This window comes from Nocardia jinanensis (genome assembly GCF_014645735.1).
GTDB classification, from domain to species: domain Bacteria; phylum Actinomycetota; class Actinomycetes; order Mycobacteriales; family Mycobacteriaceae; genus Nocardia; species Nocardia jinanensis.
Genome location: NZ_BMMH01000001.1, coordinates 687,638 through 708,352 on the forward strand (window position 1 = coordinate 687,638; position 20,715 = coordinate 708,352).

Genomic DNA, 20,715 nt, shown 5'->3' on the forward strand with positions numbered 1-20,715 from the left:
GGACGTAGCCTAGTGACGTGGTATGAGCTGTTGGTATGCAGCGTATCCCCGATGCGATCCAGCTCACAGACCTCGACAACGACGCGCTCGCCGATCTGTACGCCTACCCGGGCGAACGGGAAGAGAGTTGGCTGCGGGTCAATTTCGTCTCCAGTATCGACGGTGCCGTCACCGGCCCCGGCGGTGTCTCGGGTGCGCTCGGCACACCGGCGGACAAACGGGTGTTCCATCTGCTGCGCGAACTGTGCGAAGTGGTGCTGGTCGGTGCGGGCACGGTACGCGCCGAGAACTACGGGGGCGCGCAGACCGACGCCGGGCTGCGCCGCGACCTCTTCGCCCGGGGCATCGGCGGTCATCCCGAAGGCGCCCCACCTCCGATCGCGATCGTGACCGCCTCCGCCGCGCTGGACCCCGGCCATCGGGTCATCACCACCGCTCGCACCCCGACCCTGATCCTCACCACGGCGGCGGCGCCCGCCGACCGGGTACGCGCCCTCGCCGACGCGGGTGCGGAAGTGATCGAGATCGGCGACGAGGTCATCGCGCCGCGCGCGGTCCCGGAAGCACTGGCCGCGCGCGGGTTGCGGCGGGTGTTGTGCGAGGGCGGCCCGCAACTGTTCGGATCGCTGGCGGCCGCAGGCACTGTCGACGAACTCTGCCTGACCACCGCGCCCCTGCTCGTCGGCGGTGGGGCACGCCGGATTTCGGTATCCCATGAGGAATTCGGCCTGCGTATGGCCCCGGCGCATCTGCTCTTCGACGCGGACGGAACGATGCTCGCTCGCTGGGTGCGCGGGTGAACCCGCGGCGGCGCGAGTAGGTGACGCCGGCGGCCGCGCGGATGCGGGACGTCCCGCTCGGGCGAATCCGATCCGGACCTGGCAGGGTGTAGCGCATGCGCTGGACTCGGGCAGTGGTGCCGGCCTCGGCACTCTTGATCATGATCGCCGGATGTGGTGCCGGTCCGTCGGACCGCCCGCACGTGGCCGTCGAACATCCGCCTGTACCAGGCGATTCCATCACTTCGGCCCAGGTCCCGCCGCCGCCCACCGCGGAGGTCCCGAAAAGGGATCTGCCCTGGCGCGATTGCACCCGCGAAACGTTCGACCGGTCCGGAATGGGTCCGGGACCGGCCGGGCTGGTGCTGGAATGCGCCGATTTCTCCACTCCGATCGACAGCGCGGGCTCGGTACTGGGCAATTTCCGCGCCGGTGCGGTACGCGCCCGGCTACCGCAGACCCCGCCCGACGCCACACCCGTCGTACTGACCTCCGGTGTGGACCGCTCCTCCGGCGCCACTCTCGCCGGTCTGGCGAGCGGCCCGGCGAACGCGCTGCTCACCGCACACCCGGTGGTCGCGGTGGACCGCCGCGGTATCGGCACCTCCCAGGCGATCGATTGCCTGCCCGCCGATATCCGCGCGGGCCTGCAGGACAATGCCCAGTTCAGCCCCGGCGGCGATCCGGTGACCGGGATGTCCGACCTGTCTCGCAACGGGACCATCGCCTGCCGCGACTTCCTGCAGCCCTACGACGGCACCTTCGATGCCGCGCACGCCGCCGACGATATCGAGCAGCTGCGCCGGGAGTGGGATGTCGGCCACATCGCCGTATTGGGTACCGGTAGCGGTGCACTGGTCGGGATGGAGTACGCCCGCAAATACGGTGACCGGCTCGCCCGTCTCGTCCTCGACTCTCCTGCTCCGGTGGGTGTGGACACGATCACCCGGACCGAGACGGCGGTCCAGGGCGCCGAGGCCGCGCTGTCGGCGTTCGCGCAGCAGTGCGTCGGGATCTCCTGCTCGCTCGGACCGGATCCGCGCGCGGCGGTGACCGCACTGGTGCAGAAAGCCGCCGACGGCCGGCTGGGCGACATCTCGGCAAACGCGGTCCGCACAGCCGTGACCGGGTTCCTCGGCAGCCCCCGCGCGGACCGGACCGGCCGGGTCGGCGAATTCGCCGACGCACTGTCGGCGGCCGGTCGCGGCGATCCGGGGGCCCTGAAGGCGATCATCGACCAGCAGGAAGCCGCCACCACGAGCGACGGCCAGTTCGTCAACGGCTGCACCGATATGCCGCAGAGCCCGCCCGCACCCCAGATCACCGATCTGACCGGCATCTGGGCGCAGAAGTACCCCGCGTTCGGACGCGCTACCGCACTCTCCATGCTGGCCTGCTCGGCGTGGCCGGTCACCGAGGCACCGCCGGCACTGGAGAAGCTCGCGTTGCCGGTACTGGTGCTCACCGGTATCGGGGACCCGGTCACCGGAACCGCGCAGGCCTCGGTGACCGGCGCGCTCGGCGCCGCGGGCGCCCGCAGCTCGACCATGACCTGGCAGGGCTGGGGTCATCCGGTGAGCGCCCATTCCGGATGCGCGCAAACCGCGCTCGTGGACTACCTGAAGGACGGCCGGCTGCCCGGCGACGGCACCGCCTGCCCGGCTTGACCGCGACCGCCCGAAGGTTCCCCGAGCACGTCCCGAGGCGCGTCTGACCGGCGCGTCGAGGGTGGGCCCCGGCAACACCGCGGCACCGCCCGGTGTACCGTGCCGTGGTGTTCCTTCGACAGCTCGAGCCCCGCACTGCTCGAACAACCGCCGACGTGATCCGGTTCGCGCTCTGGCCGCTGGCGGTCATGACCGTGCTGAACCGGGTGTTCATCAAGGCTGTCAACGGTTTCATCACCGATGACTACAAGCCGGTCTACCAGGCCTCGCTGGATTTCCTGAACGGACGCGAGGTCTACACGTCCAACTTCGACTGGGTGGATCCGCACTATCTGTATCCGCCCAGCGGCACCCTGCTGATCGCGCCGATCGCGGTGATCGACTACGAGAAGTCGCGCTGGCTGTTCATCCTGCTCAACGCTGTCGCCATCCTGATCGCCTGGTACCTGTTGCTGCGGTTGTTCAACTACACCCTGCGCTCGATCGCCGCTCCGGTGCTGCTGCTGGCGATGTTCCTGTCCGAGACGGTGATCAACACGCTGGTGTTCACCAATGTCAACGGATGCCTGCTGCTGGCGGAGATGCTGTTCCTGATCCTGCTGTTACGACGCCGCGATATATGGGCAGGCGTGGTGCTCGGCCTCAGTATCGCCGTCAAACCGACCCTGGCGCCGCTGCTGCTGATCGCCCTGGTCCGCAAACAGTGGACCCTGGTCGCCACGGCGGTGACCATCCCGATCGCGCTGACCGCCGTCGCCTGGCCGCTCTCCCGGGATCCGGAACGTTTCTTCACCCGCACCCTGCCGTACCTGTTCGAGACCCGGGACTATTTCAACAGCGCCATCCCCGGAAACGCGGAGTACTACGGGCTGCCGCCCTGGCTCACCTGGACCATCCGTCTCACGATGGTCGTCCTGGTGCTGGTCTCGCTGTGGATCCTGTACCGCTACTACCGCTCCGACGAGTTGTTCTTCGTCACGACCGCCTCCGGTGTCCTGCTCACCGCCTCGTGGCTGCTCGCGTCGCTGGGTCAGATGTACTACTCGATGATGCTGTTCCCGTTCCTCATGTCGGTGGTGCTGCGCAATTCCGTGCTGCGCAACTGGCCGGCCTGGCTGGCGGTGTTCGGGTTCCTGTCCTACGACAAATGGCTGTCCGACCGCTGGCCCGATATCGGCCGCAACCTGGAGTACCTGCGCATCACCTTCGGCTGGGGCCTGCTGCTGGTCGTCGTGTTCTGTGTTCTGGGCGACCGGTACCTGGCGGCCCGCCGGGAAGGCCGGTTGCCGAACCTGGACCCGGCGTGGATGGCCGATGCGCCCGATCCCCGGGACGGCGGCACAGACGGTTTCGCCACGCCGGCACAACCGGGCCGCCCCCCGGCTCCCACCGCACCCTCGACCCCGGAGCCGGCCGGTACACGCGTCGCCGAGACGCAGAGCGTCCACGGCTGAGACCCCGCGTCACGCCGACCGCGTAGCGTGGGATCATGAGCTCCGAATCGGATGCGACCGATATCTCCCTGCCCGCCCCGAAGATCCAGCTGAGCCCGCAGGAATGGCGCGCGAAGCTGGATCCCGCGGAGTACGCGGTGCTCCGCGAAGCAGGCACCGAGCGGCCGTTCATCGGCGAATACACCGATACGAAGACCGAAGGGGTCTACAGCTGCCGCGCCTGCGGCGCCGAACTCTTCCGCAGTACGGAGAAGTTCGAATCGCATTGCGGCTGGCCGTCCTTCTTCGACCCGGCGGCCTCGGAGGCGGTACTGCTGCGCGAGGACGATTCGCTGGGGATGCGCCGTGTCGAAGTGCTGTGCGCCAACTGCCACAGCCACCTCGGACACGTCTTCGAGGGTGAGGGGTACCCGACACCCACGGACAAGCGGTACTGCATCAACTCGATATCCCTGCGGCTGCACCCCTCGACCAGCACAGCGGAGTGAACTCACCGTTTGCCCAGCGGTACGTTACGTAACGACCACCCGGCCGGCATGCCCCCAGTTCCGGGGGCTCGTATCGGGTGGCCGTCCGGGAATCAGGGCAGCGCGGCGATGAGCTGGTCGAGTTCGACCCGCGGCCCGGTGTAGAACGGGGTCTCCTCCCGGACGTGCCTCCGGGCCTCGGTGGCGCGCAGGTCACGCATCAGATCGACGATGCGGTGCAATTCCGGTGCCTCGAACGCCAGAATCCACTCGTAGTCGCCGAGCGCGAACGAGGCGACGGTATTGGCCCGCACATCGGGATAGCCGCGCGCTTCCTTGCCGTGGTCGGCGAGCATCTTGCGGCGTTCGTCGTCGGGCAGCAGATACCACTCGTAGGACCGGACGAACGGGTAGACACAGATGTAGTTCCCGGCCTCCTCACCGGCCAGGAACGCCGGGATATGGCTCTTGTTGAACTCCGCGGGCCGGTGCAGTGCCACATTGCTCCAGACCGGGGTACTGGCCCGGCCGAGTTCGGTGGTGCGCCGGAAATCGGCGTAGGCGGCCTGTAGATCCTCGACCCGTTCGGCGTGGGTCCACACCATGAAATCGGCGTCGGCGCGCATCCCGGCCACGTCGTACACGCCGCGCACCACGACCCCGCGATCGGCCAGGCCGTCGAAGAACTCGCGGGCCTCCTTCAGCGCCGTCGCGCGGTCGTCCCCCAGGGCTCCGGGCCGTACCTGGTACACGGAGAACATGAGATAGCGGATGCTGGAGTTGAGAGACTGGTAATCGAGTCGCGCCATGGCCCCATCGTGCCACTCGCCCGATCACCTACGAGGCGGGGCCGGGCCATCGGGTACCCGCCCCACCACCTCCGCTACGCCGTGGGACGGCCTTCGGGCCGATGCCGTGGTCCCGGCCGCGGCGATACGGGCCGCCGCTCGCGTCGCCGCCGCGACGCAGGCCGGTACACCGACACCGTGCAGATAGGCACCGGTCACCGCGAGATCGTCGAAACCGGCCAGCGCGGATTCGATTTCGGCGATCCGTTCGGTGTGGCCCGGTGCGTACTGAGCGAGCCCACCCGGCCAGCGCTGCACGATCGCGGAACGCGGGATGATCGGCGCCCCTGTCACCGTCGCCAGATCGGCGGTGGCGGCATCGATGAGCTCGGCGTCGGACAGGCCCAGCACCGCGTCGTCCCCGAAACGACCGAAGGACACCCGCACCAGCGCCGTACCGCGCGCGGCCAGATGCGCCCATTTCCGGCTGGACAGGGTGAACGCCTTGGCCCGCAGCGGTTCCCCGGTCGCGACCAGAACACCCGAATTCGGCGGCAGTGCTGTGTCCTTCGGCAACTCGAGCGCGACCAGCGCCGAGGAGGACAGCTCGATCCCGGCGGCGGCGTTCGCCGCCGCGGGCGCGATATCGACCAGCAGCCGGGCCGTCACCGGGGCCGGGGTCGCGAGCACGACCGCCTCGAACTCCCCGATCGGATCCACCGCCCATCCGCCGGATACCCGCCGGAGACCGGTGATCGCGGTCTCCTGGACGGTCACCGCCGCGGTATGCGCGGCCAAAGCCGCCAGCAGCGCGCCGTAGCCGTCGCGCAGCGCGCCGAAGACCGGTGCGTCCGACGGCGGGGGCAGCACGGCCGATACCGCTTCGGTGAGGCTCTCCGCGCCCCCGTCCAGCGCGGCCGCCAGCGTGGGCAGTGCCGCCCGTACCCCGATGGAGCGGGCGCTGCCCGCGTACACACCGCCGAGCAGCGGGTCGACACTGCGCGCCACGGTCTGCTCCCCGAACCGGTCGGCCACCAGCGAGTGGACATCGGTATCGGTGCCGGGCCGCCAGGTCAGCGGCCGCTCGGGTTCGGCGGCGATCCGTGCGACCGTCTCGGCGTCGACCAGCCCCGCCACGGCTGCCGCCGTCGCCGGGATACCCATCAGGGTTCGTCCGGGCAGCGGATGGGTCCGCCCACCCGACCAGATCAGCGGGCGCAGACCGGCCGGATGTACCAGTTGATCGGCGATACCGAGTTCGCGCAGCAGTTCCGGGACCTCCGGGCGGCGGCCGACGAACGCCTCGGCCCCCAGGTCGAACGGCTCACCGGCGATCTCGCTGGTCCGCAGAACCCCGCCGATCCGGTCCCGGATATCGGCCACGGTGATCGCGGCCGATTCCCCCAGCGACCGGCGCAACCGGTACGCCGCGACGAGCCCGCTGATCCCCCCACCGACCACCGCGATTCTCATACCCCGACCGTATCCGGCGTCTCCGCGCCCGGAGATCCCACCCTCCACGCACAGACCGGGCGGATAACCCGGCCCCGGACGGGATGCCGCGACAGCCGCGTCACCGGTGCGGGTTCGTGCCGCCGCGGGCCTGCGCCCGCGGTCGCCTCACAATTCGTGGACCAGCTCGACCAGCGCGGTCAGCACCCCCGGGTCGGTCTCGGGGGGCACACCGTGGCCCAGATTGAAGATATGACCCGCGGCCCCCAAAGCAATGGCCGCATCCGCCTCCTCGGCGATCCGGCGTGCCTCGGCCTCCACCACCGGCCAGCCCGCGAAGAGCACCGCCGGATCGAGGTTGCCCTGCAACGCTTTCCCGGCACCGACCCGGCGCACCGCTTCGGTCAGCGGCAACCGCCAATCGACGCCGACCACATCGGCGCCGGCCTCACCCATCGCACCGAGCAGTTCTCCGGTGCCCACCCCGAAGTGGATCTTGGGCACATCGGCCTCGGCGAGTTCGGCGAACACCCGCTCCGAATGCGGCAGCACATAGCGGCGGTAATCGGCCAGCGATAGCGCCCCGGCCCACGAATCGAACAGTTGCAGCGCGTCGACCCCGGCCTCGAGCTGGGCGCGCAGGAACACGATGGTCATATCGGTGAGCGCGCCGAGCAGCGCGTGCCAGGCCGTCGGATCGCCGTACATCATGGCCTTGGTGCGCTCGTGGTGTTTGCTGGGGCCGCCCTCCACCAGATACGACGCCAGCGTGAACGGCGCGCCCGCGAAACCGATGAGCGGGGTCTGCCCGAGTTCGCCCACCAGCAGCCGCACCCCGTCGGTGACCGCGCCCACTTCCTCGGGCCGCAGCCGCGGCAGCGCCTGCACATCGGCGGCCGTACGCACCGGCGCGGCCACCACCGGGCCGACACCCGGCACGATATCGAGATCGATTCCGGCCGCCTTGAGCGGAACGACGATATCGGAGAACAGAATGGCCGCGTCGACTCCGTGGCGGCGGATCGGCTGCATGGTGATCTCGCAGACGAGTTCGGGGTCGAAACACGACTGCAGCATCCCGACACCCGCCCGGACCTCGCGGTATTCCGGCAGCGACCGGCCCGCCTGGCGCATGAACCACACCGGCCGCCGGACCGGTGCGGCGCCGGTGGCGGCGGCCAGGAACGGGGCATCGGACAACCGGCGGCGCGTATATGTGCTCATCACCCGCCATCGTATGCGGCCGCGCGCGACCCGGCGCGCACGCCCGCACACCACCGCCGGGATCACCGACCACCCGCGATCCGCCGTCCTGGGCGGTGAGTAGCTGCTCTCCCGGGCGGGTTGCGCGGTGTTTACCACGAGGGGCCGCGCCCACGCAGCAACAACGGTCGCCCGGCGCGCCTCCGCGCGCCCCGGGTGCTACAGGTCTACCGTCATTCCCCGTGACACCGCTCGATATCCGCGACGGCGCACCCGACGACGGGTCCGGCGACGAACCCGCATCGTTTCGTGCTGCCGTCTCGGCGATGGGCGCCGCGTCCGTACACCCGCGGATCGAGCTGTCCCCGATCCGTCCGCCGCAGCGTCTCGCCCCCTACTCCTACGCGCTCGGCGCCGAGGTGATCCACGAGGACTCGCCCGTCGTACCGATCGATTCCGACGGGGACGCCTTCGGGCGCCTCATTCTGCTCCACGACCCCAACGGCGACGAGGCGTGGCACGGCGTGTTCCGCCTGGTCGCCTATATCCAGGCCGATATCGACGGCGCGCTGGCCGCCGATCCGCTGCTGCCGGAGGTCGCCTGGAGCTGGCTGGTGGACGCCCTGGAATCGAGGGAGGGACCGTTCACCGCGCTCGGCGGAACGGTGACCTCCACCAGTTCGGTGCGCTACGGCGATATCGCCGGTCCACCGCGGGCGCACCAGCTGGAACTGCGGGCATCGTGGACCGCCCGCACCACCGAGATGCGACCCCATGTGGAAGCGTTCGGGGAAGTCCTGGCCTACGCGGCGGGTCTGCCACCGGCCGGGATCACCGATCTGCGCCCCTCCCCGGCCGGCGATACCGACCGTGGTTGAAACTCGGCGGTAGACCCGGCCACGTAGAGTGGCCCTTTATGCCGGTAGTAGAGGAGCCCGAACACCTGTCCGGTGACCACCCGGATGGTGGCACCGGCTTGCCTCCGGCGTTCGATCCGGAGCCACGGGACGACGCTGCCGCGTCTGGGCCCGAATCCGATCCGTCCGAGCCCACGGCCGTTCCGCTGCTGGTCCCCGCCGAAGGAATACCCTCGGTCTGCCGTACCGCCGAGGCCGTGGCCGAGGCCGCCGAACGTCTCGCCGCCGGTTCCGGGCCGCTGGCGGTGGACGCCGAACGGGCCTCGGGTTTCCGGTACTCGTCGCGGGCGTACCTGATCCAGTTGCGCCGGGCGGGCGCGGGCACCGTGCTCATCGATCCGATACCGGTAGCCGATGCGCTGGCGCCACTGGCCGCGGCCATCAACGGCCTGGAGTGGATTCTGCATTCCGCCGACCAGGACTTACCCGGTCTGGGCGAATTGGGGCTGCGGCCGGCGGCATTGTTCGATACCGAACTGGGCGGGCGACTGGCCGGATTCCCCCGGGTCGGTCTGGCGGCCATGGTCGAGCAGTTGCTCGGCCGGGCGCTGCGCAAAGGGCACGGCGCCGCGGACTGGTCCACCCGGCCCCTGCCGGAGGCCTGGCTCAACTATGCCGCGCTGGATGTGGAACTGCTGATCGAACTCCGCGCGGCCGTGGCCGCATCATTGGCCGAACAGGGTAAAACCGAATGGGCCGCGCAGGAATTCGAACATATCCGGCTACTCGAACCCTCCGCGCCGAAGCCGGACCGCTGGCGGCGCACCTCCGGAATCCATACCCTGCGCCGGGCCCGTCAGCTGGCGATCGTGCGCGAGCTGTGGACCACCCGCGACACCCTGGCGCGCAGCCGGGATATCGCGCCGTCGCGGATCCTGCCGGATTCCGCGATCATCGCGGCCGCGAAAGCCGACCCTGCGTCCATCGGGCAACTGCGGGAGCTACCGGTCTTCGGCGGCCCACGTCAGCGCCGCTACTCCCGCGAATGGCTGGGTGCGGTGGAACGCGCCCGCCTGCTGCCGGACGAGGACCTGCCGCGGATGAGTCAGCCCTACGACGGCCCGCCACCGGTGAACCGCTGGGAACGCCGCGATCCCGCGGCCGCGGCCCGGCTGGCCCGGGCCCGCGCGGTGATGAACCGGATATCCGAGCAGGTCGCGGTGCCGGTGGAGAATCTGCTCTCCCCCGATCTGGTACGCCGGCTGTGCTGGGACGGTCTGTCCGATTACCGCAGCGACCCGGAGGCCGCCGGCGCGGTCGCCACGGCGGTCGACGGTTTCCTGAAAACCCACGGTGCCCGGCCCTGGCAGCGGGAACTCGCCGCCGAGCCGCTCACGACCGCCTTGAGCGACCAGCCCGAGAATTGACAGCCGACGCCTCGGCGCGCCCCCGGCAGCGCCGCGTGCGCTACCGGTCCCGCACGCCCGCGGTCAGGGCGCGTCCAGCCAGCCGGTGACGCGACGGGCGATATCGGGGGCGGTGAGGCCGAGTTCCTGCCGGACCTGGGAGATACTGCCGTGGTCCAGGAACTCCTGCGGGATACCGATATCCCGCGCGGGTACATCCAGTCCCGAGGCGCGCAGCCGGGCCGAAACGGTCGCGCCGATCCCGCCGTGCAGGCCGCTGTCCTCCAAGGTCACCACCAGGCGGTAGTTCTCGGCCAGTTTGACGATGGTGTCGGAGACCGGCAGCACCCAGCGCGGATCGATGACCGTAGCGGTGATTCCGTCGGCCTCCAGCAGCTCCGCGGCCTGCAGCGCGGCCGGTACCAGCGCACCGACGGCCACGAACAGCACATCACCACGCTGGGCCTGCGCCGACGGTCCCTCGCGGTCCGGCAGCCACAGCACATCCACGCCGTCGAGCCGTTCCATCGCCCGGATATCGGCGCCCACATTGTCCTTGGGGAACCGCAATGCCGTCGGGCCGTCGCTCACCGCGAGCGCCTCGGTCAGTTCCTCGGCCAGGGTCGCGGCGTCGCGCGGCGCGGCGACCCGCATACCCGGCACGATGCCGAGCAGCGATAGATCCCACATGCCGTTGTGGCTGGCGCCGTCCGCGCCGGTGATACCGGCGCGGTCGAGTACCAGAGTGACCGGTTGTTTCAGCAGGGCGATATCCATCAGCAGCTGATCGAAGGCCCGGTTGAGGAAGGTCGAGTAGATGGCGACCACCGGATGCAGCCCGCCGAGCGCGAGACCCGACGCGGAAGCGAGCGCGTGCTGTTCGGCGATACCGACATCGAAGAGCCGGTCCGGGAAGCGATCACCGAACGCGGACAACCCGGTGGGCCCCGGCATGGCCGCCGTGATCGCGACGATGTCCTCGCGGCGCTCGGCGTGGGCGATGAGTTCTCTGGAGAACACCGAGGTCCAGCTGACCGCGGTCCCGGTGCTCACGGATTCGCCGGTGAGCGGGTCGATGGGGCCGCAGGCGTGCATCTGATCGGCCTCGTGGTTCTCGGCCGGTTCGTAACCGTGGCCCTTCTGTGTGACCGCGTGCACCACCACCGGCCCGCCGAAATCTTTGGCGTGGCGCAGCGCCGATTCGAGCGCGATGAGATCGTGCCCGTCGACCGGACCGACGTATTTGAGGCCGAGATCGCTGAAGAGCTCTTGCGGGCTCACCGCGTCCTTTATCCCGGCCTTCACCGCGTGCACCATCGAGTACGCGGAATCCCCCACGCCAGGAATGCTTTTCAGGAATCGGCGACCGGTGTCGAGCATATGCTCGTACACCGGCTGGGTGCGCAGCGCGGTGAGCCGATCGGCCAGCCCGCCGATTGTGGGTGCGTAGGAGCGGCCGTTGTCGTTGACCACGATCACCACCGGGCGGTCTTCGCCGGCGGCGATATTGTTCAGGGCCTCCCAGCACATCCCGCCGGTGAGTGCCCCGTCACCGACCACGGCCACGACGTGACGGTCCTGTCCGGTGAGCGCGAACGCCTTGGCCAGACCGTCGGCATAGGACAGCGACGCCGAAGCGTGTGAGGACTCCACCCAATCGTGTTCGCTCTCGGAGCGGCTCGGATAACCCGACAGGCCGTCCTTGCGTCGCAGGGTGTCGAACCGGTCCTTGCGACCGGTCACGATCTTGTGCACATAGGCCTGATGCCCGGTGTCGAAGATCAACGGGTCGGCGGGCGAATCGAAAACCCGGTGCAGGGCGAGGGTGAGCTCCACCACCCCGAGGTTGGGTCCCAGGTGCCCGCCGGTGACGGCGACCTTGTGCACCAGGAATTCGCGGATCTCGGCCGCCAGCTCCCGCAGTTGCGGTGCCGAGAGCCGACGCACGTCTTCGGGCGTATCGACCCGGGAAAGCACTCCCACCTGATTCGCTCCCTCCGGATAGCGCAGTTGATCCGACCAGTCTAGGAGCCGCGGCCGACTGCACCACCCGGGCGGCGCGCCGTACGCGCCTCCGCACCGGGCCGGAACCGCGGTCCGGCGTATCGGTCCAGCCTAAGGTGAGTAGCGGGTGCCGCGCGAACCGCGTCCGGCCGCAGGCCCCGGGACAGCGGCGCACCGACGGGCGCCGGAGACCGATCACGAGGAGACCGGATGACCCAGCCGCAGGTGGGAACGGTGACCGTATTCGGGTACGGCAGCGTACGTGCCGCCCCCGACCTGATCGTGCTGACGATAGGCGTCGAATGTCGCGCGAGCACCGTGGCCCTGGCCTACGACCGGGCCGGCCGGAGCGTGACGGCATTGACGTCCGCGCTGCGCGAGGACGGCGTCCCGGGCTCCGATATCGATACCGGCATGCTCTCGGTGCGCTCGGATACCGCCTGGCAGGACGGCACTTCACGGGTTATCGGCTATATCGCGACCAGCTCGCTCACGGTCACCCTCGCGGCCGCGGCCGATCCCGCGCGCCCGGCCCCGTCGGAGATCGTCGCCCATGCCGTGGCGGCGGGCGGCGACGACGCGCGGCTGGGTGGTCTGCGGCACACCTTCGCCGACCGGGAGCGTCTACTGGAGCGCGCGCGTGACGCCGCATGGGACAACGCACTGGACAAGGCGCGGCAGTACGCCCGGCGCGCCGCGCGCGAGCTGGGATCCGTGCTCGAGATCACCGAACACACCACCGCGCCGCCCCCGCAGCAGCCCGCCGAACCCGGCGGCATCCGCTTGGTCGCCGCGTCCGCCCCGGCGGCGGTTCCGATCGAATCGGGTGAAACCGAGATCAGCGCGACGTTGCGGGCGACCTGGCAGCTGAAGTAGGCGCGCGTCGGCGCCCGGGACGCTCAGCGTTCCAGGAGCGCAAGACATTCCACGTGGTGGGTGGCGGGGAAGGCGTCGAAGGCACGCAGTGCGGTCAGCCCGTATCCGGCATCCAGATAGAGACGCAGATCGCGGGCGAAGGACGCCGGATCGCAACCGATGTGCACGATCCGGTCCGGCTCGGCGGCCGCCACGGCGTGCACCACGGGTTTGCCCGCTCCGGCACGCGGCGGATCGAGTACCACGACCCGGGGCCGCGCCCCACGGTGCGCGCCGGCCCACTGTTCCACCCTGCCGGCGCGTAGTTCCAGCCACGGCAGGTCGCCCAGGGCCGCGTGACCGTCGGATACCGCGGCGGGCGCGGATTCCAGGGCCAGGACCGCACCGGTGGGTCCGACCTGTTCGGCGAGCCGCGCCGCGAAGACCCCCGCACCGCTGTACAGATCCCACGCGGTCGCGCCGGCACCCGGATCGGACCAGTCGGCGACGATATCCGAATAGCACTGCGCGGCACCGCGATGTGCCTGCCAGAATCCGGCCGCGGACACCTCCCAGCGGCGGCCGGCCACATACTGCACGGCCCGGCCGCTGCCCTCGACCACCCATTCGTCGCGGTCGGTACGGGCGGCGGCCCGCCGGGCCGCGGTACGGCGGCGTTGCGCGCCCGGTGTCTCCGGCTCCGTGTCCGCCGCCTCGGCGCGCTCGGAAACCGAACGTGGGCCGCGCGAACCGCTGCTGCGTCTGTCCGCCCGGCCGCCCGGTCCGGACCGGCCGCCGTGCCGGTTGCCGCCGCGGCGGCCGGTCTCCGGTGCCGGTGGCGCGATTTCGACGATATGCCTGGCTCCGGTGTCGTCGATCGCGATCACCAGCTCCGCACCCGGTGTCCAGCGGCCTCGATCGATACCGTCCAGGGCATCGGGCACCGGCTGCGGGCAGCGGAGATCGGTCAGCACGCCGGTACTGCGGTAGCGGTGCACACCGGCCCGGCCCGCGGCGTCCACCGCGAGCCTGATCCGGGTACGCCAGCCGCCGGTGTCGGCACCGGACCCGGTGATGGGTTCCACCTCGACCGCGCGCTCGATTCCGGTGATCCGGCTCAGCTGCTCGGCCACCACCGCGGCCTTGAGCCGCCGCTGCGCCGCCACGGTGGCGTAGGAGAAATCACAGCACCCCGCCCCGCCCGGACCCGAGACCGGGCAGGTGGCCGGGACCCGGTCCGGCGAGGCCTCGACGATCTCTACGGCCTCGGCCCGGCAGAACGCACCGCCTCGATCCTCGGTGACCCGGGCCCGCACCAGTTCACCGGGCAGCCCGTGCCGGACGAAAACCACCCGGCCTTCGTGGCGGGCCACGCAGAACCCGCCGTGTCCCGGCTTCCCGAGCCGTACCACGAGCACACGATCACGCCAGGAACTCATGACACCTCATCCGTTGTCGCCGTATCCGCGACGAACTGCTCCCGGCGCCGCGGGTTCGCCCGCCGCGCGGGCGCGGGCCGAGGAACTGAGCTGCCACGGCACACTGGTCACCATCACACCCGGTTCGAACAGCAAACGGCCCTTCAACCGCAGCGCGCTCTGGTTGTGCAGTACCTGTTCCCACCAGTGCCCGACCACGTACTCGGGGATGAAGACCGTCACCACATCGCGCGGCGCGTCCTTGCGCACCCGCTTCACGTAGTCGAGTACCGGTTTGGTGATCTCGCGGTAGGGCGATTCGATCACCTTCAGCGGTACCGGGTTATCGCTTCTCTCCCAGTCCCGCACGAGCACGCGGGTGTCGTCCTCGTCGACGTTCACTGTGATCGCCTCCAGCGTGTCCGGCCGCCCGGCCCGAGCGTAGGCCAGTGCCCGGCGCGTCGGCAGGTGCAGTTTCGACACCAGGACGATCGAATGGGTGCGGCTCGGGAGCACCCCGTCCCATTCGTGTTCCTCCAGTTCCCGGGCCACCGAGTTGTAGTGGTGATGGATCATCTTCATGATCACGAAGATCACCGCCATGGTGACGATGGCGATCCAGGCGCCGGCGAAGAATTTCGTGATCAACACGATCACCAGTACGGCGCCGGTGGCCACCAGGCCGAGCGCGTTGATGGCGCGGGAGCGCATCATCCGGCGCCGTTCGGCCGGATCGGTTTCCCGGCTCAGCAGCCGGCTCCAGTGTCGCAGCATGCCTGTCTGGCTGAGGGTGAACGAGACGAATACGCCGATGATGTAGAGCTGGATCAGCCGGGTCACCTCCGCGTCGAAGGCGATGACGAACGCGATCGCACCCACGGCCAAAAACAGGATCCCGTTACTGAACGCGAGCCGATCGCCGCGGGTGTGCAGCTGGCGCGGCAGGAACCGCGCCTGCGCCAGAACCGAGCCGAGGACCGGGAATCCGTTGAAAGCCGTATTGGCGGCGAGTACCAGGATGACCGCGGTGACGACGGCGACGAAGTAGAAGCCCGGGGTGAAACCGCTGAACACCGCGTGCGCGATCTGCGCGATCAGCGTTTTCTGGTGGTATCCCTCGGGCGCGCCGACGAGCTGTTCGGGATGTTCGGCGAACACCACATGCGCCTGCCGGGCGAGCACGATCATGCCGAGCAACAACACGATGGCGATCGTGCCCAGCATCAGCAACGTGGTCGCGGCATTGCGCGATTTCGGCTTACGGAAGGCCGGGACTCCGTTGCTGATCGCCTCCACACCGGTGAGTGCCGCACATCCCGAGGAGAACGCGCGCGCGAGCAGGAAGATCAGCGCCAGCCCGGCCAGATGTTCGTCCTCGGCACGCAGTTCGAAGGACGCCGATTCGGCGCGCACCTCGTCGTCCAGGACGAAGATCCGGATCAGCCCCCATACCAGCATGGTGAACATACCGAACAGGAAGGCATACGACAGCAGTGCGAACAACCGGCCGGACTCGCGGACTCCGCGCAGGTTCATCGCGGTGATCAGCGCGATGGCGGCCACCGCGAACAGCACTTTGTGCGTGGCGATGAACGGGATCGCCGAGCCGATCGTCGAGGCGGCCGACGAGATCGAGACGGCGACGGTCAGCACATAGTCCACCAGCAGCGCACTGCCGACCGTCAAACCGGCCGTGGCACCGAGGTTCGTGGTGACCACCTCGAAATCACCCCCGCCGGACGGGTAGGCGTGCACGTTCTGGCGATAGCTGGTGACCACGATGACCAGAACGACCGCAACGGCCAATCCGAGCCACGGGGCGTAGGCGTAACCGGCGAGTCCGGACACCGACAGCACGAGGAAGATCTCCTCGGGCGCGTAGGCGACAGAGGACATCGCGTCCGAGGCGAACACCGGCAACGCGATTCTTTTCGGCAGCAGGGTGTGGCCCAGGGAGTCACTACGGAATGGCCGCCCCAACACCAGACGCTTGGTGGCGGTCGTCAACTTCGACACCGGACGGAGCATAAGCCCCCGCGCCCCACTGCGCTGCGACGCATCACCGGAAGGCGGGGTTTGACCACCCCCCGCGGGGGGAACGTGGCTGAGGGCGAGAACCAGCGAGTACGGTTCGTTTTCGCAGCAGCCACACGGCTGTTTCACTTGCCGTAGGGCAGACCGAGTCAGGAGCGAGGTTCACCGTGTACGTGGTGATCATGGGATGCGGCCGGGTGGGGGCGTCGCTGGCCCGCGCCCTGGTCCGGATAGGTCACGAGGTCGCCGTGATCGACCGGAATCCGGACGCGTTCCGCCGGTTGGGCGCGGATTTCCCCGGCGAGCAGGTCGTGGGTGTCGGTTTCGACCGCGAGGTCCTGCGCCGCGCCGGAATCGAGCGGGCCGGGGCCTTCGCGGCGGTCTCCTCGGGTGACAACTCCAACATCATCTCCGCCCGGGTGGCGCGGGAGATGTTCGGTATCGAGCGGGTGGTCGCCCGTATCTACGACGCCAAACGCGCCGCCGTCTACGAGCGGCTCGGTATCCCGACCATCGCGACAGTGCCCTGGACGACCGACCGTTTCCTGCACACACTGATCGGTGACGCCGGCACCACCACCTGGCGCGATCCCACCGGGACCGTGGCCGTCGCCCAGCTGCTCCTGCACGAGGACTGGTACGGACGCACGGTCAGCGAACTCGAGGCCGCCACCGGGGCGCGGGTCGCGTTCGTCATCCGGTTCGGACAGGGCATCCTGCCCGATGCCAAGACCGTCGTGCAGGCCGACGACATCGTGTACGTGGCGGCCACGTCCGGCTCCGCCGGTGAGGCCGTCGCACTGGCCGCGAAACCTCCAGCTAGCAAGGACTGATCATGAAAGTGGCCATTGCCGGGGCCGGGGCCGTGGGCCGCTCCATCGCCCGCGAACTACTACGTTCGGGACACAGCGTGATGCTGCTCGAACGCCAGCTCGATCATATCGACCGCGATGCGGTCCCCGATGCCGTCTGGGTACACGCCGACGCCTGCGAACTCGCGTTGCTCGAGGACGCCGGTCTGGAGGACTACGAAGTGGTCATCGCCGCGACCGGCGACGACAAGACCAATCTCGTCCACAGTCTGCTGGCGAAAACCGAATTCGGGGTCCGCCGGGTGGTCGCGCGGGTCAACGATCCGCGCAACGAATGGCTCTTCGACGATTCGTGGGGGGTCGATGTCGCCGTCTCCACGCCCCGCCTGCTCGCCTCGCTCGTGGAGGAAGCGGTCTCGGTGGGTGATCTGGTCCGGCTGATGACTCTGCGGCAGGGCCAGGCCAACCTGGTCGAACTCACCCTGCCCCCGGATACGACGCTGGCCGGGAAGCCGGTACGCAGCCTGACCCTGCCGCGTGATTCCGCGCTGGTCACCATTCTGCGCGGCGGCCGGGTCATCGTGCCGCAGCCCGACGACCCTTTCGAAGGCGACGACGAATTGCTGTTCGTGGTCTCCGCCACCGCCGAGGAGGAATTGCGTGCCGTGCTGGGACCGCACGGTATCGAACCGCCGCCCGGCCACACCACCGGCCTGACGCCCGCGCAGGACGCCGAATACTGACCACCCGACAGCACTCGGCCTGCTCCTGAGCCCGGCTGTCAGGCGGCGACGGGCTGCGCGGCGCGCGAGCGCAGCTTGTTCAACGCCCGATACTGCATTACCCGGACGACACCGGGGGTGGTGCCGATCGCCGCCGCGGTCTCGGCCGCACTCCATCCCAGCACGATCCGCATCACCAGCACCTTGCGATGCACGGGGTTGAGCTGCGCCATCAACTCGCGGGCCAGGTCGCCGCGTTCGGCGGCCAGTGCCCGCTCCTCCGGTCCGGCCGCGGTCGACATCGCATCCGGGAAGTCGGCCACGGGGTAGGCCGGGTGGACCTGTGCGCCCCGGAAGGCATCGGACACCTTGTTCGCCGCGATGCCGTACACGAAGGCGAGGAACGACTTCCCCTGGTCCCGGTAGCGCCCGAGGGCCTGCACGGTGGCCATCAGCACCTCCTGCGCGACATCGTCGGCGGTGACGTGCAGATGGGTCGCATTACCGAGGCGAGTCCGGCAGTAGCGCTGGACCAGGGGCTGGACAAGTCGCAGGATCTCGGCCACGGCGGCGCGGTCACCCGCGGCCGCTGCCGGGACGAGAATATCCAGTTCCGCGGAGACCCGGCGGCTCTGGGACCGCACCGGGTGCTCGTACCCCCGCTCCGGGCGTGTGATCGCGTGCTGCTCGGTTCGCATTCGCCAGTCCTCTCGGCAGATCGTCTTCCTGTAGACGATCGTCCGATGAACGGCGGCCCGGAGATAGACACCAAAGGGTGGGTCCTGGTCCACCCTTCCGGTGCAGCCCGGTCCTCCCGATGATGCGGGCAGTACGCGGGATCAGTCCGCGTCGGCGGAGTGCCGCCCGGAAGCGGCGGGCAGATGCCCGGCGCGGCGCACCGCCCAGACCGTCACCACCAGCGCGATGGCGGTGAGCGGCCAGCCCATCGCGATCCGCGCGGTGGCGAGCCAGCCCGTGCTGTCCGCGTCGTAGAGGTGGTGCTGGACCAGGTAGCGGGCGCCGAACACGAGCACCCAGGCGACAGTCGCGATGTCGTAGAGGCGGACCACCCGCGAATCGCCGCGCCAATCGCCGCCGTGGCCGTTGAGAACACCCCACACCACACCGACCAGCGGCCGGCGGACCAGGATCGAGATCAGGAACGCGGCGCCGTAGATCAGACTGGTGTAGATGCCGAACAGGAAGAAGCCCTTGGCCTCCCCCACCCGCCAGGCGATCAGGGCGCAGATACCCACGCCCACGAAACCGGAGATCGCCGGTTGGATGGGCTCGCGCCGTATCAGCCGCCACACCAGGATGGCCGCCGCCACCCCCAGCGCCGCCCAGATCGCCGCGGTGAGCCCGAACAGAGTGTTCACCGGTACGAAGAGCAGCACCGGCAGCGTCGAGTAGATCAGGCCGCCGAAGCCTCCCAGCTGCTCCAGCAGGGTCTGCTGCGCCGGTCCCTCAGCGGTGTCGTCGGGGGGATCTTCCGCAGGCGCGGGTTCCGGTCCGGTCACGGCCCGGGGCAGCCGCGTGGTGGCGTACTCGTCGCTCGATGGCATACGTCAGCTGTTTCCGCGCAATTCGTAGTAGGGGTTGAAGATCACCTTACGGCCTTCACGTTCGCCGATCCGGCCACGCACCATGATGCGTCGTCCCGATTCGATACCGGGAATCCGGCGCCGCCCGATCCACACCAGCGTGATGGCATCGGTGCCGTCGAAGAACTCCGCCTGCATGCTCGCACCCGAAGCCTGGGGACAGGAGTCGACACTGCGCAAACGGCCCAGCATCGTCGCCTCCTCACCGCGCCGGCACTCCGAGACCCGGCAGGCGCCCGAAGCGTCCGCTGTCTCCGCCAACTGCTCGGCGTCGAGCTGATCGAGATCCTCGGTCAATCTGCGGCCGAGCCTGCGAAAATATCCGGTCGCGGACTTGGCGCCCGCTTTTCTTCCTGCCGCGGAAGACATCGCCTGCTCTCCTGTGCGCGGATGACATGGATTGCACGTCATCCGAATTTCCTGCTACGGCCCGGCTGTGGCCGCACCCGCCACTGTAGATGGGTACCGGCGGCACCGCTACGCTCGGTCCGATGTTCGATTCCCCACGTCCGGCCGTCGTCGTCGCGCTGCCCGGAACCGGTTCCGACGCACATTTCGCCCGCCGCGCGTTCGGTCCCGCATCCGCCGCCGCCGGCCTCGATTTCGTCGCCGTCGACCCCGATCCGGACGCGGTGATCGAGAGCTACCGCACAGCCCTGGACGACGCCGCGGTCCGCGGCCCCGTATTGGCCGCCGGGATCTCGCTCGGAGCCGCGGTCGCCGTCGAATGGGCTGCCGGCCGGGACCCGGCCGATATCAGCGGCATCGTCGCGGCACTACCCGCCTGGACGGGCCCCGATACCGCGGACTGTCCCGCGACGCTCAGCGCCGCGGCGACCGCGGCGCAGTTGCGCGCTGAGGGCCTGGAACCGGTCCTCGCCCGGATGCGGGCGAGCAGCCCCACCTGGCTTGCCGATGCGCTGACCCGATCGTGGCGGTCCCAGTGGCCCGGACTCCCGGGAGCGCTGGAGGAGGCCGCGCAGTACAAATGGCCCGAGCCCGCCCTGCTGGACGCACTGGCTGTCCCGCTCGCGGTGGTCGCCGCGGCGGACGATCCGGTGCATCCGGCGATCGTGGGACGGGAATGGGCACGCCGCGCGCCCCGCTCGGCGCTCGCCGAGGTGACCTTGGCCGAACTCGGCGCCGATCCGGCCGTGCTCGGCCGGTTGGCGCTGCGGCACCTCGGCTGACGC

19 protein-coding genes are annotated in these 20,715 nt (G+C 69.7%); 10 read left to right on the plus strand and 9 right to left on the minus strand.

The genetic code is table 11. The annotated features are described in order from the left end of the window. Nucleotides 1–35: 35 nt before the first annotated feature. The 4 genes from IEY68_RS03160 to msrB all read left to right on the plus strand — a co-directional run bounded on the left by IEY68_RS03160 (nucleotide 36) and on the right by msrB (nucleotide 4,388). Nucleotides 36–800 carry a pyrimidine reductase family protein gene (locus IEY68_RS03160; protein WP_062995963.1) on the plus strand — a complete coding sequence of 255 codons (765 nt, stop codon included), beginning with the start codon at nucleotides 36–38 and terminating at the stop codon, nucleotides 798–800. 95 nt (nucleotides 801–895) lie between these two features. After that, nucleotides 896–2,446 carry an alpha/beta hydrolase gene (locus tag IEY68_RS03165; RefSeq protein ID WP_062995965.1) on the plus strand — a complete coding sequence of 517 codons (1,551 nt, stop codon included), beginning with the start codon at nucleotides 896–898 and terminating at the stop codon, nucleotides 2,444–2,446. Between the two features lie 107 nt (nucleotides 2,447–2,553). Next, a complete protein-coding gene (locus tag IEY68_RS03170; protein WP_062996113.1) occupies nucleotides 2,554–3,900 on the plus strand; it encodes a glycosyltransferase family 87 protein in 1,347 nt (448 codons plus the stop codon). A gap of 35 nt (nucleotides 3,901–3,935) precedes the next feature. Then, nucleotides 3,936–4,388, plus strand: a complete 453-nt coding sequence (msrB, locus tag IEY68_RS03175) for a peptide-methionine (R)-S-oxide reductase MsrB (RefSeq protein ID WP_062995967.1) — start codon at nucleotides 3,936–3,938, stop codon at nucleotides 4,386–4,388. A gap of 92 nt (nucleotides 4,389–4,480) precedes the next feature. Here the strand turns inward: msrB and hemQ are convergent, their stop codons facing one another. The 3 genes from hemQ to hemE all read right to left on the minus strand — a co-directional run bounded on the left by hemQ (nucleotide 4,481) and on the right by hemE (nucleotide 7,831). Further along, nucleotides 4,481–5,176 carry a hydrogen peroxide-dependent heme synthase gene (gene hemQ, locus IEY68_RS03180; RefSeq protein ID WP_062995969.1) on the minus strand — a complete coding sequence of 232 codons (696 nt, stop codon included), beginning with the start codon at nucleotides 5,174–5,176 and terminating at the stop codon, nucleotides 4,481–4,483. Nucleotides 5,177–5,200: 24 nt separating this feature from the next. Further along, nucleotides 5,201–6,628, minus strand: a complete 1,428-nt coding sequence (locus IEY68_RS03185) for a protoporphyrinogen oxidase (RefSeq protein ID WP_189093992.1) — start codon at nucleotides 6,626–6,628, stop codon at nucleotides 5,201–5,203. A gap of 147 nt (nucleotides 6,629–6,775) precedes the next feature. Beyond that, nucleotides 6,776–7,831, minus strand: a complete 1,056-nt coding sequence (gene hemE / locus IEY68_RS03190; protein ID WP_062995971.1) for a uroporphyrinogen decarboxylase — start codon at nucleotides 7,829–7,831, stop codon at nucleotides 6,776–6,778. 305 nt (nucleotides 7,832–8,136) lie between these two features. Between hemE and IEY68_RS03195 the strand changes: the two genes are divergently transcribed. Continuing rightward, the gene (locus IEY68_RS03195) at nucleotides 8,137–8,688 is read left to right on the plus strand and encodes a DUF3000 domain-containing protein (protein WP_062996114.1); all 552 of its coding nucleotides are present in this window, start codon (nucleotides 8,137–8,139) and stop codon (nucleotides 8,686–8,688) included. A gap of 38 nt (nucleotides 8,689–8,726) precedes the next feature. After that, nucleotides 8,727–10,094: an HRDC domain-containing protein gene (locus IEY68_RS03200; protein ID WP_189093994.1), complete on the plus strand. Its 1,368-nt coding sequence runs from the start codon at nucleotides 8,727–8,729 to the stop codon at nucleotides 10,092–10,094. A 63-nt stretch (nucleotides 10,095–10,157) separates the two neighbouring features. On the opposite strand, the gene dxs is transcribed toward IEY68_RS03200, so the two are convergent. Beyond that, a complete protein-coding gene (gene dxs, locus IEY68_RS03205; RefSeq protein ID WP_062995973.1) occupies nucleotides 10,158–12,056 on the minus strand; it encodes a 1-deoxy-D-xylulose-5-phosphate synthase in 1,899 nt (632 codons plus the stop codon). A 231-nt stretch (nucleotides 12,057–12,287) separates the two neighbouring features. On the opposite strand from dxs, the gene IEY68_RS03210 reads away from it, so the two are divergent. Continuing rightward, nucleotides 12,288–12,953 carry an SIMPL domain-containing protein gene (locus tag IEY68_RS03210; protein WP_062995975.1) on the plus strand — a complete coding sequence of 222 codons (666 nt, stop codon included), beginning with the start codon at nucleotides 12,288–12,290 and terminating at the stop codon, nucleotides 12,951–12,953. A 23-nt stretch (nucleotides 12,954–12,976) separates the two neighbouring features. Here the strand turns inward: IEY68_RS03210 and IEY68_RS03215 are convergent, their stop codons facing one another. After that, nucleotides 12,977–14,371 (minus strand): class I SAM-dependent RNA methyltransferase, encoded by a 1,395-nt coding sequence (locus tag IEY68_RS03215; RefSeq protein ID WP_062995977.1) that lies wholly within the window; start codon nucleotides 14,369–14,371, stop codon nucleotides 12,977–12,979. Between the two features lie 6 nt (nucleotides 14,372–14,377). Then, nucleotides 14,378–16,366 carry an APC family permease gene (locus tag IEY68_RS03220; RefSeq protein ID WP_062996116.1) on the minus strand — a complete coding sequence of 663 codons (1,989 nt, stop codon included), beginning with the start codon at nucleotides 16,364–16,366 and terminating at the stop codon, nucleotides 14,378–14,380. Between the two features lie 185 nt (nucleotides 16,367–16,551). Between IEY68_RS03220 and IEY68_RS03225 the strand changes: the two genes are divergently transcribed. After that, nucleotides 16,552–17,217 carry a potassium channel family protein gene (locus tag IEY68_RS03225; RefSeq protein ID WP_062995979.1) on the plus strand — a complete coding sequence of 222 codons (666 nt, stop codon included), beginning with the start codon at nucleotides 16,552–16,554 and terminating at the stop codon, nucleotides 17,215–17,217. Nucleotides 17,218–17,219: 2 nt separating this feature from the next. Beyond that, entirely contained in the window at nucleotides 17,220–17,939 is a 720-nt protein-coding gene (locus IEY68_RS03230; RefSeq protein ID WP_062995981.1) for a potassium channel family protein, read from the plus strand. A 38-nt stretch (nucleotides 17,940–17,977) separates the two neighbouring features. Here the strand turns inward: IEY68_RS03230 and shbA are convergent, their stop codons facing one another. The 3 genes from shbA to IEY68_RS03245 form a co-directional block, all read right to left on the minus strand. After that, the gene (shbA, locus tag IEY68_RS03235; protein WP_189093995.1) at nucleotides 17,978–18,616 is read right to left on the minus strand and encodes an RNA polymerase sigma factor ShbA; all 639 of its coding nucleotides are present in this window, start codon (nucleotides 18,614–18,616) and stop codon (nucleotides 17,978–17,980) included. Nucleotides 18,617–18,757: 141 nt separating this feature from the next. Continuing rightward, nucleotides 18,758–19,483, minus strand: a complete 726-nt coding sequence (locus IEY68_RS03240; protein ID WP_062995983.1) for a DUF3159 domain-containing protein — start codon at nucleotides 19,481–19,483, stop codon at nucleotides 18,758–18,760. Nucleotides 19,484–19,486: 3 nt separating this feature from the next. Beyond that, a complete protein-coding gene (locus IEY68_RS03245) occupies nucleotides 19,487–19,891 on the minus strand; it encodes an OB-fold nucleic acid binding domain-containing protein (protein ID WP_062995985.1) in 405 nt (134 codons plus the stop codon). 122 nt (nucleotides 19,892–20,013) lie between these two features. On the opposite strand from IEY68_RS03245, the gene IEY68_RS03250 reads away from it, so the two are divergent. After that, on the plus strand, nucleotides 20,014–20,712 hold the full coding sequence (locus IEY68_RS03250; RefSeq protein WP_062996119.1) for an alpha/beta fold hydrolase: 699 nt from the start codon (nucleotides 20,014–20,016) through the stop codon (nucleotides 20,710–20,712). Nucleotides 20,713–20,715: the final 3 nt, after the last annotated feature.

Bases quoted from the DNA above. Each gene is read 5' to 3' on its own strand.
- IEY68_RS03160 (WP_062995963.1), top strand. From the start codon at position 36: ATGCAGCGTATCCCCGATGCGATCCAGCTCACAGACCTCGACAACGAC.
- IEY68_RS03165 (WP_062995965.1), top strand. From the start codon at position 896: ATGCGCTGGACTCGGGCAGTGGTGCCGGCCTCGGCACTCTTGATCATG.
- msrB (WP_062995967.1), top strand. From the start codon at position 3,936: ATGAGCTCCGAATCGGATGCGACCGATATCTCCCTGCCCGCCCCGAAG.
- hemQ (WP_062995969.1), bottom strand. From the start codon at position 5,176: ATGGCGCGACTCGATTACCAGTCTCTCAACTCCAGCATCCGCTATCTC.
- IEY68_RS03185 (WP_189093992.1), bottom strand. From the start codon at position 6,628: ATGAGAATCGCGGTGGTCGGTGGGGGGATCAGCGGGCTCGTCGCGGCG.
- hemE (WP_062995971.1), bottom strand. From the start codon at position 7,831: ATGAGCACATATACGCGCCGCCGGTTGTCCGATGCCCCGTTCCTGGCC.
- IEY68_RS03195 (WP_062996114.1), top strand. From the start codon at position 8,137: ATGGGCGCCGCGTCCGTACACCCGCGGATCGAGCTGTCCCCGATCCGT.
- IEY68_RS03200 (WP_189093994.1), top strand. From the start codon at position 8,727: ATGCCGGTAGTAGAGGAGCCCGAACACCTGTCCGGTGACCACCCGGAT.
- IEY68_RS03210 (WP_062995975.1), top strand. From the start codon at position 12,288: ATGACCCAGCCGCAGGTGGGAACGGTGACCGTATTCGGGTACGGCAGC.
- IEY68_RS03215 (WP_062995977.1), bottom strand. From the start codon at position 14,371: ATGAGTTCCTGGCGTGATCGTGTGCTCGTGGTACGGCTCGGGAAGCCG.
- IEY68_RS03230 (WP_062995981.1), top strand. From the start codon at position 17,220: ATGAAAGTGGCCATTGCCGGGGCCGGGGCCGTGGGCCGCTCCATCGCC.
- shbA (WP_189093995.1), bottom strand. From the start codon at position 18,616: ATGCGAACCGAGCAGCACGCGATCACACGCCCGGAGCGGGGGTACGAG.
- IEY68_RS03240 (WP_062995983.1), bottom strand. From the start codon at position 19,483: ATGCCATCGAGCGACGAGTACGCCACCACGCGGCTGCCCCGGGCCGTG.
- IEY68_RS03245 (WP_062995985.1), bottom strand. From the start codon at position 19,891: ATGTCTTCCGCGGCAGGAAGAAAAGCGGGCGCCAAGTCCGCGACCGGA.
- IEY68_RS03250 (WP_062996119.1), top strand. From the start codon at position 20,014: ATGTTCGATTCCCCACGTCCGGCCGTCGTCGTCGCGCTGCCCGGAACC.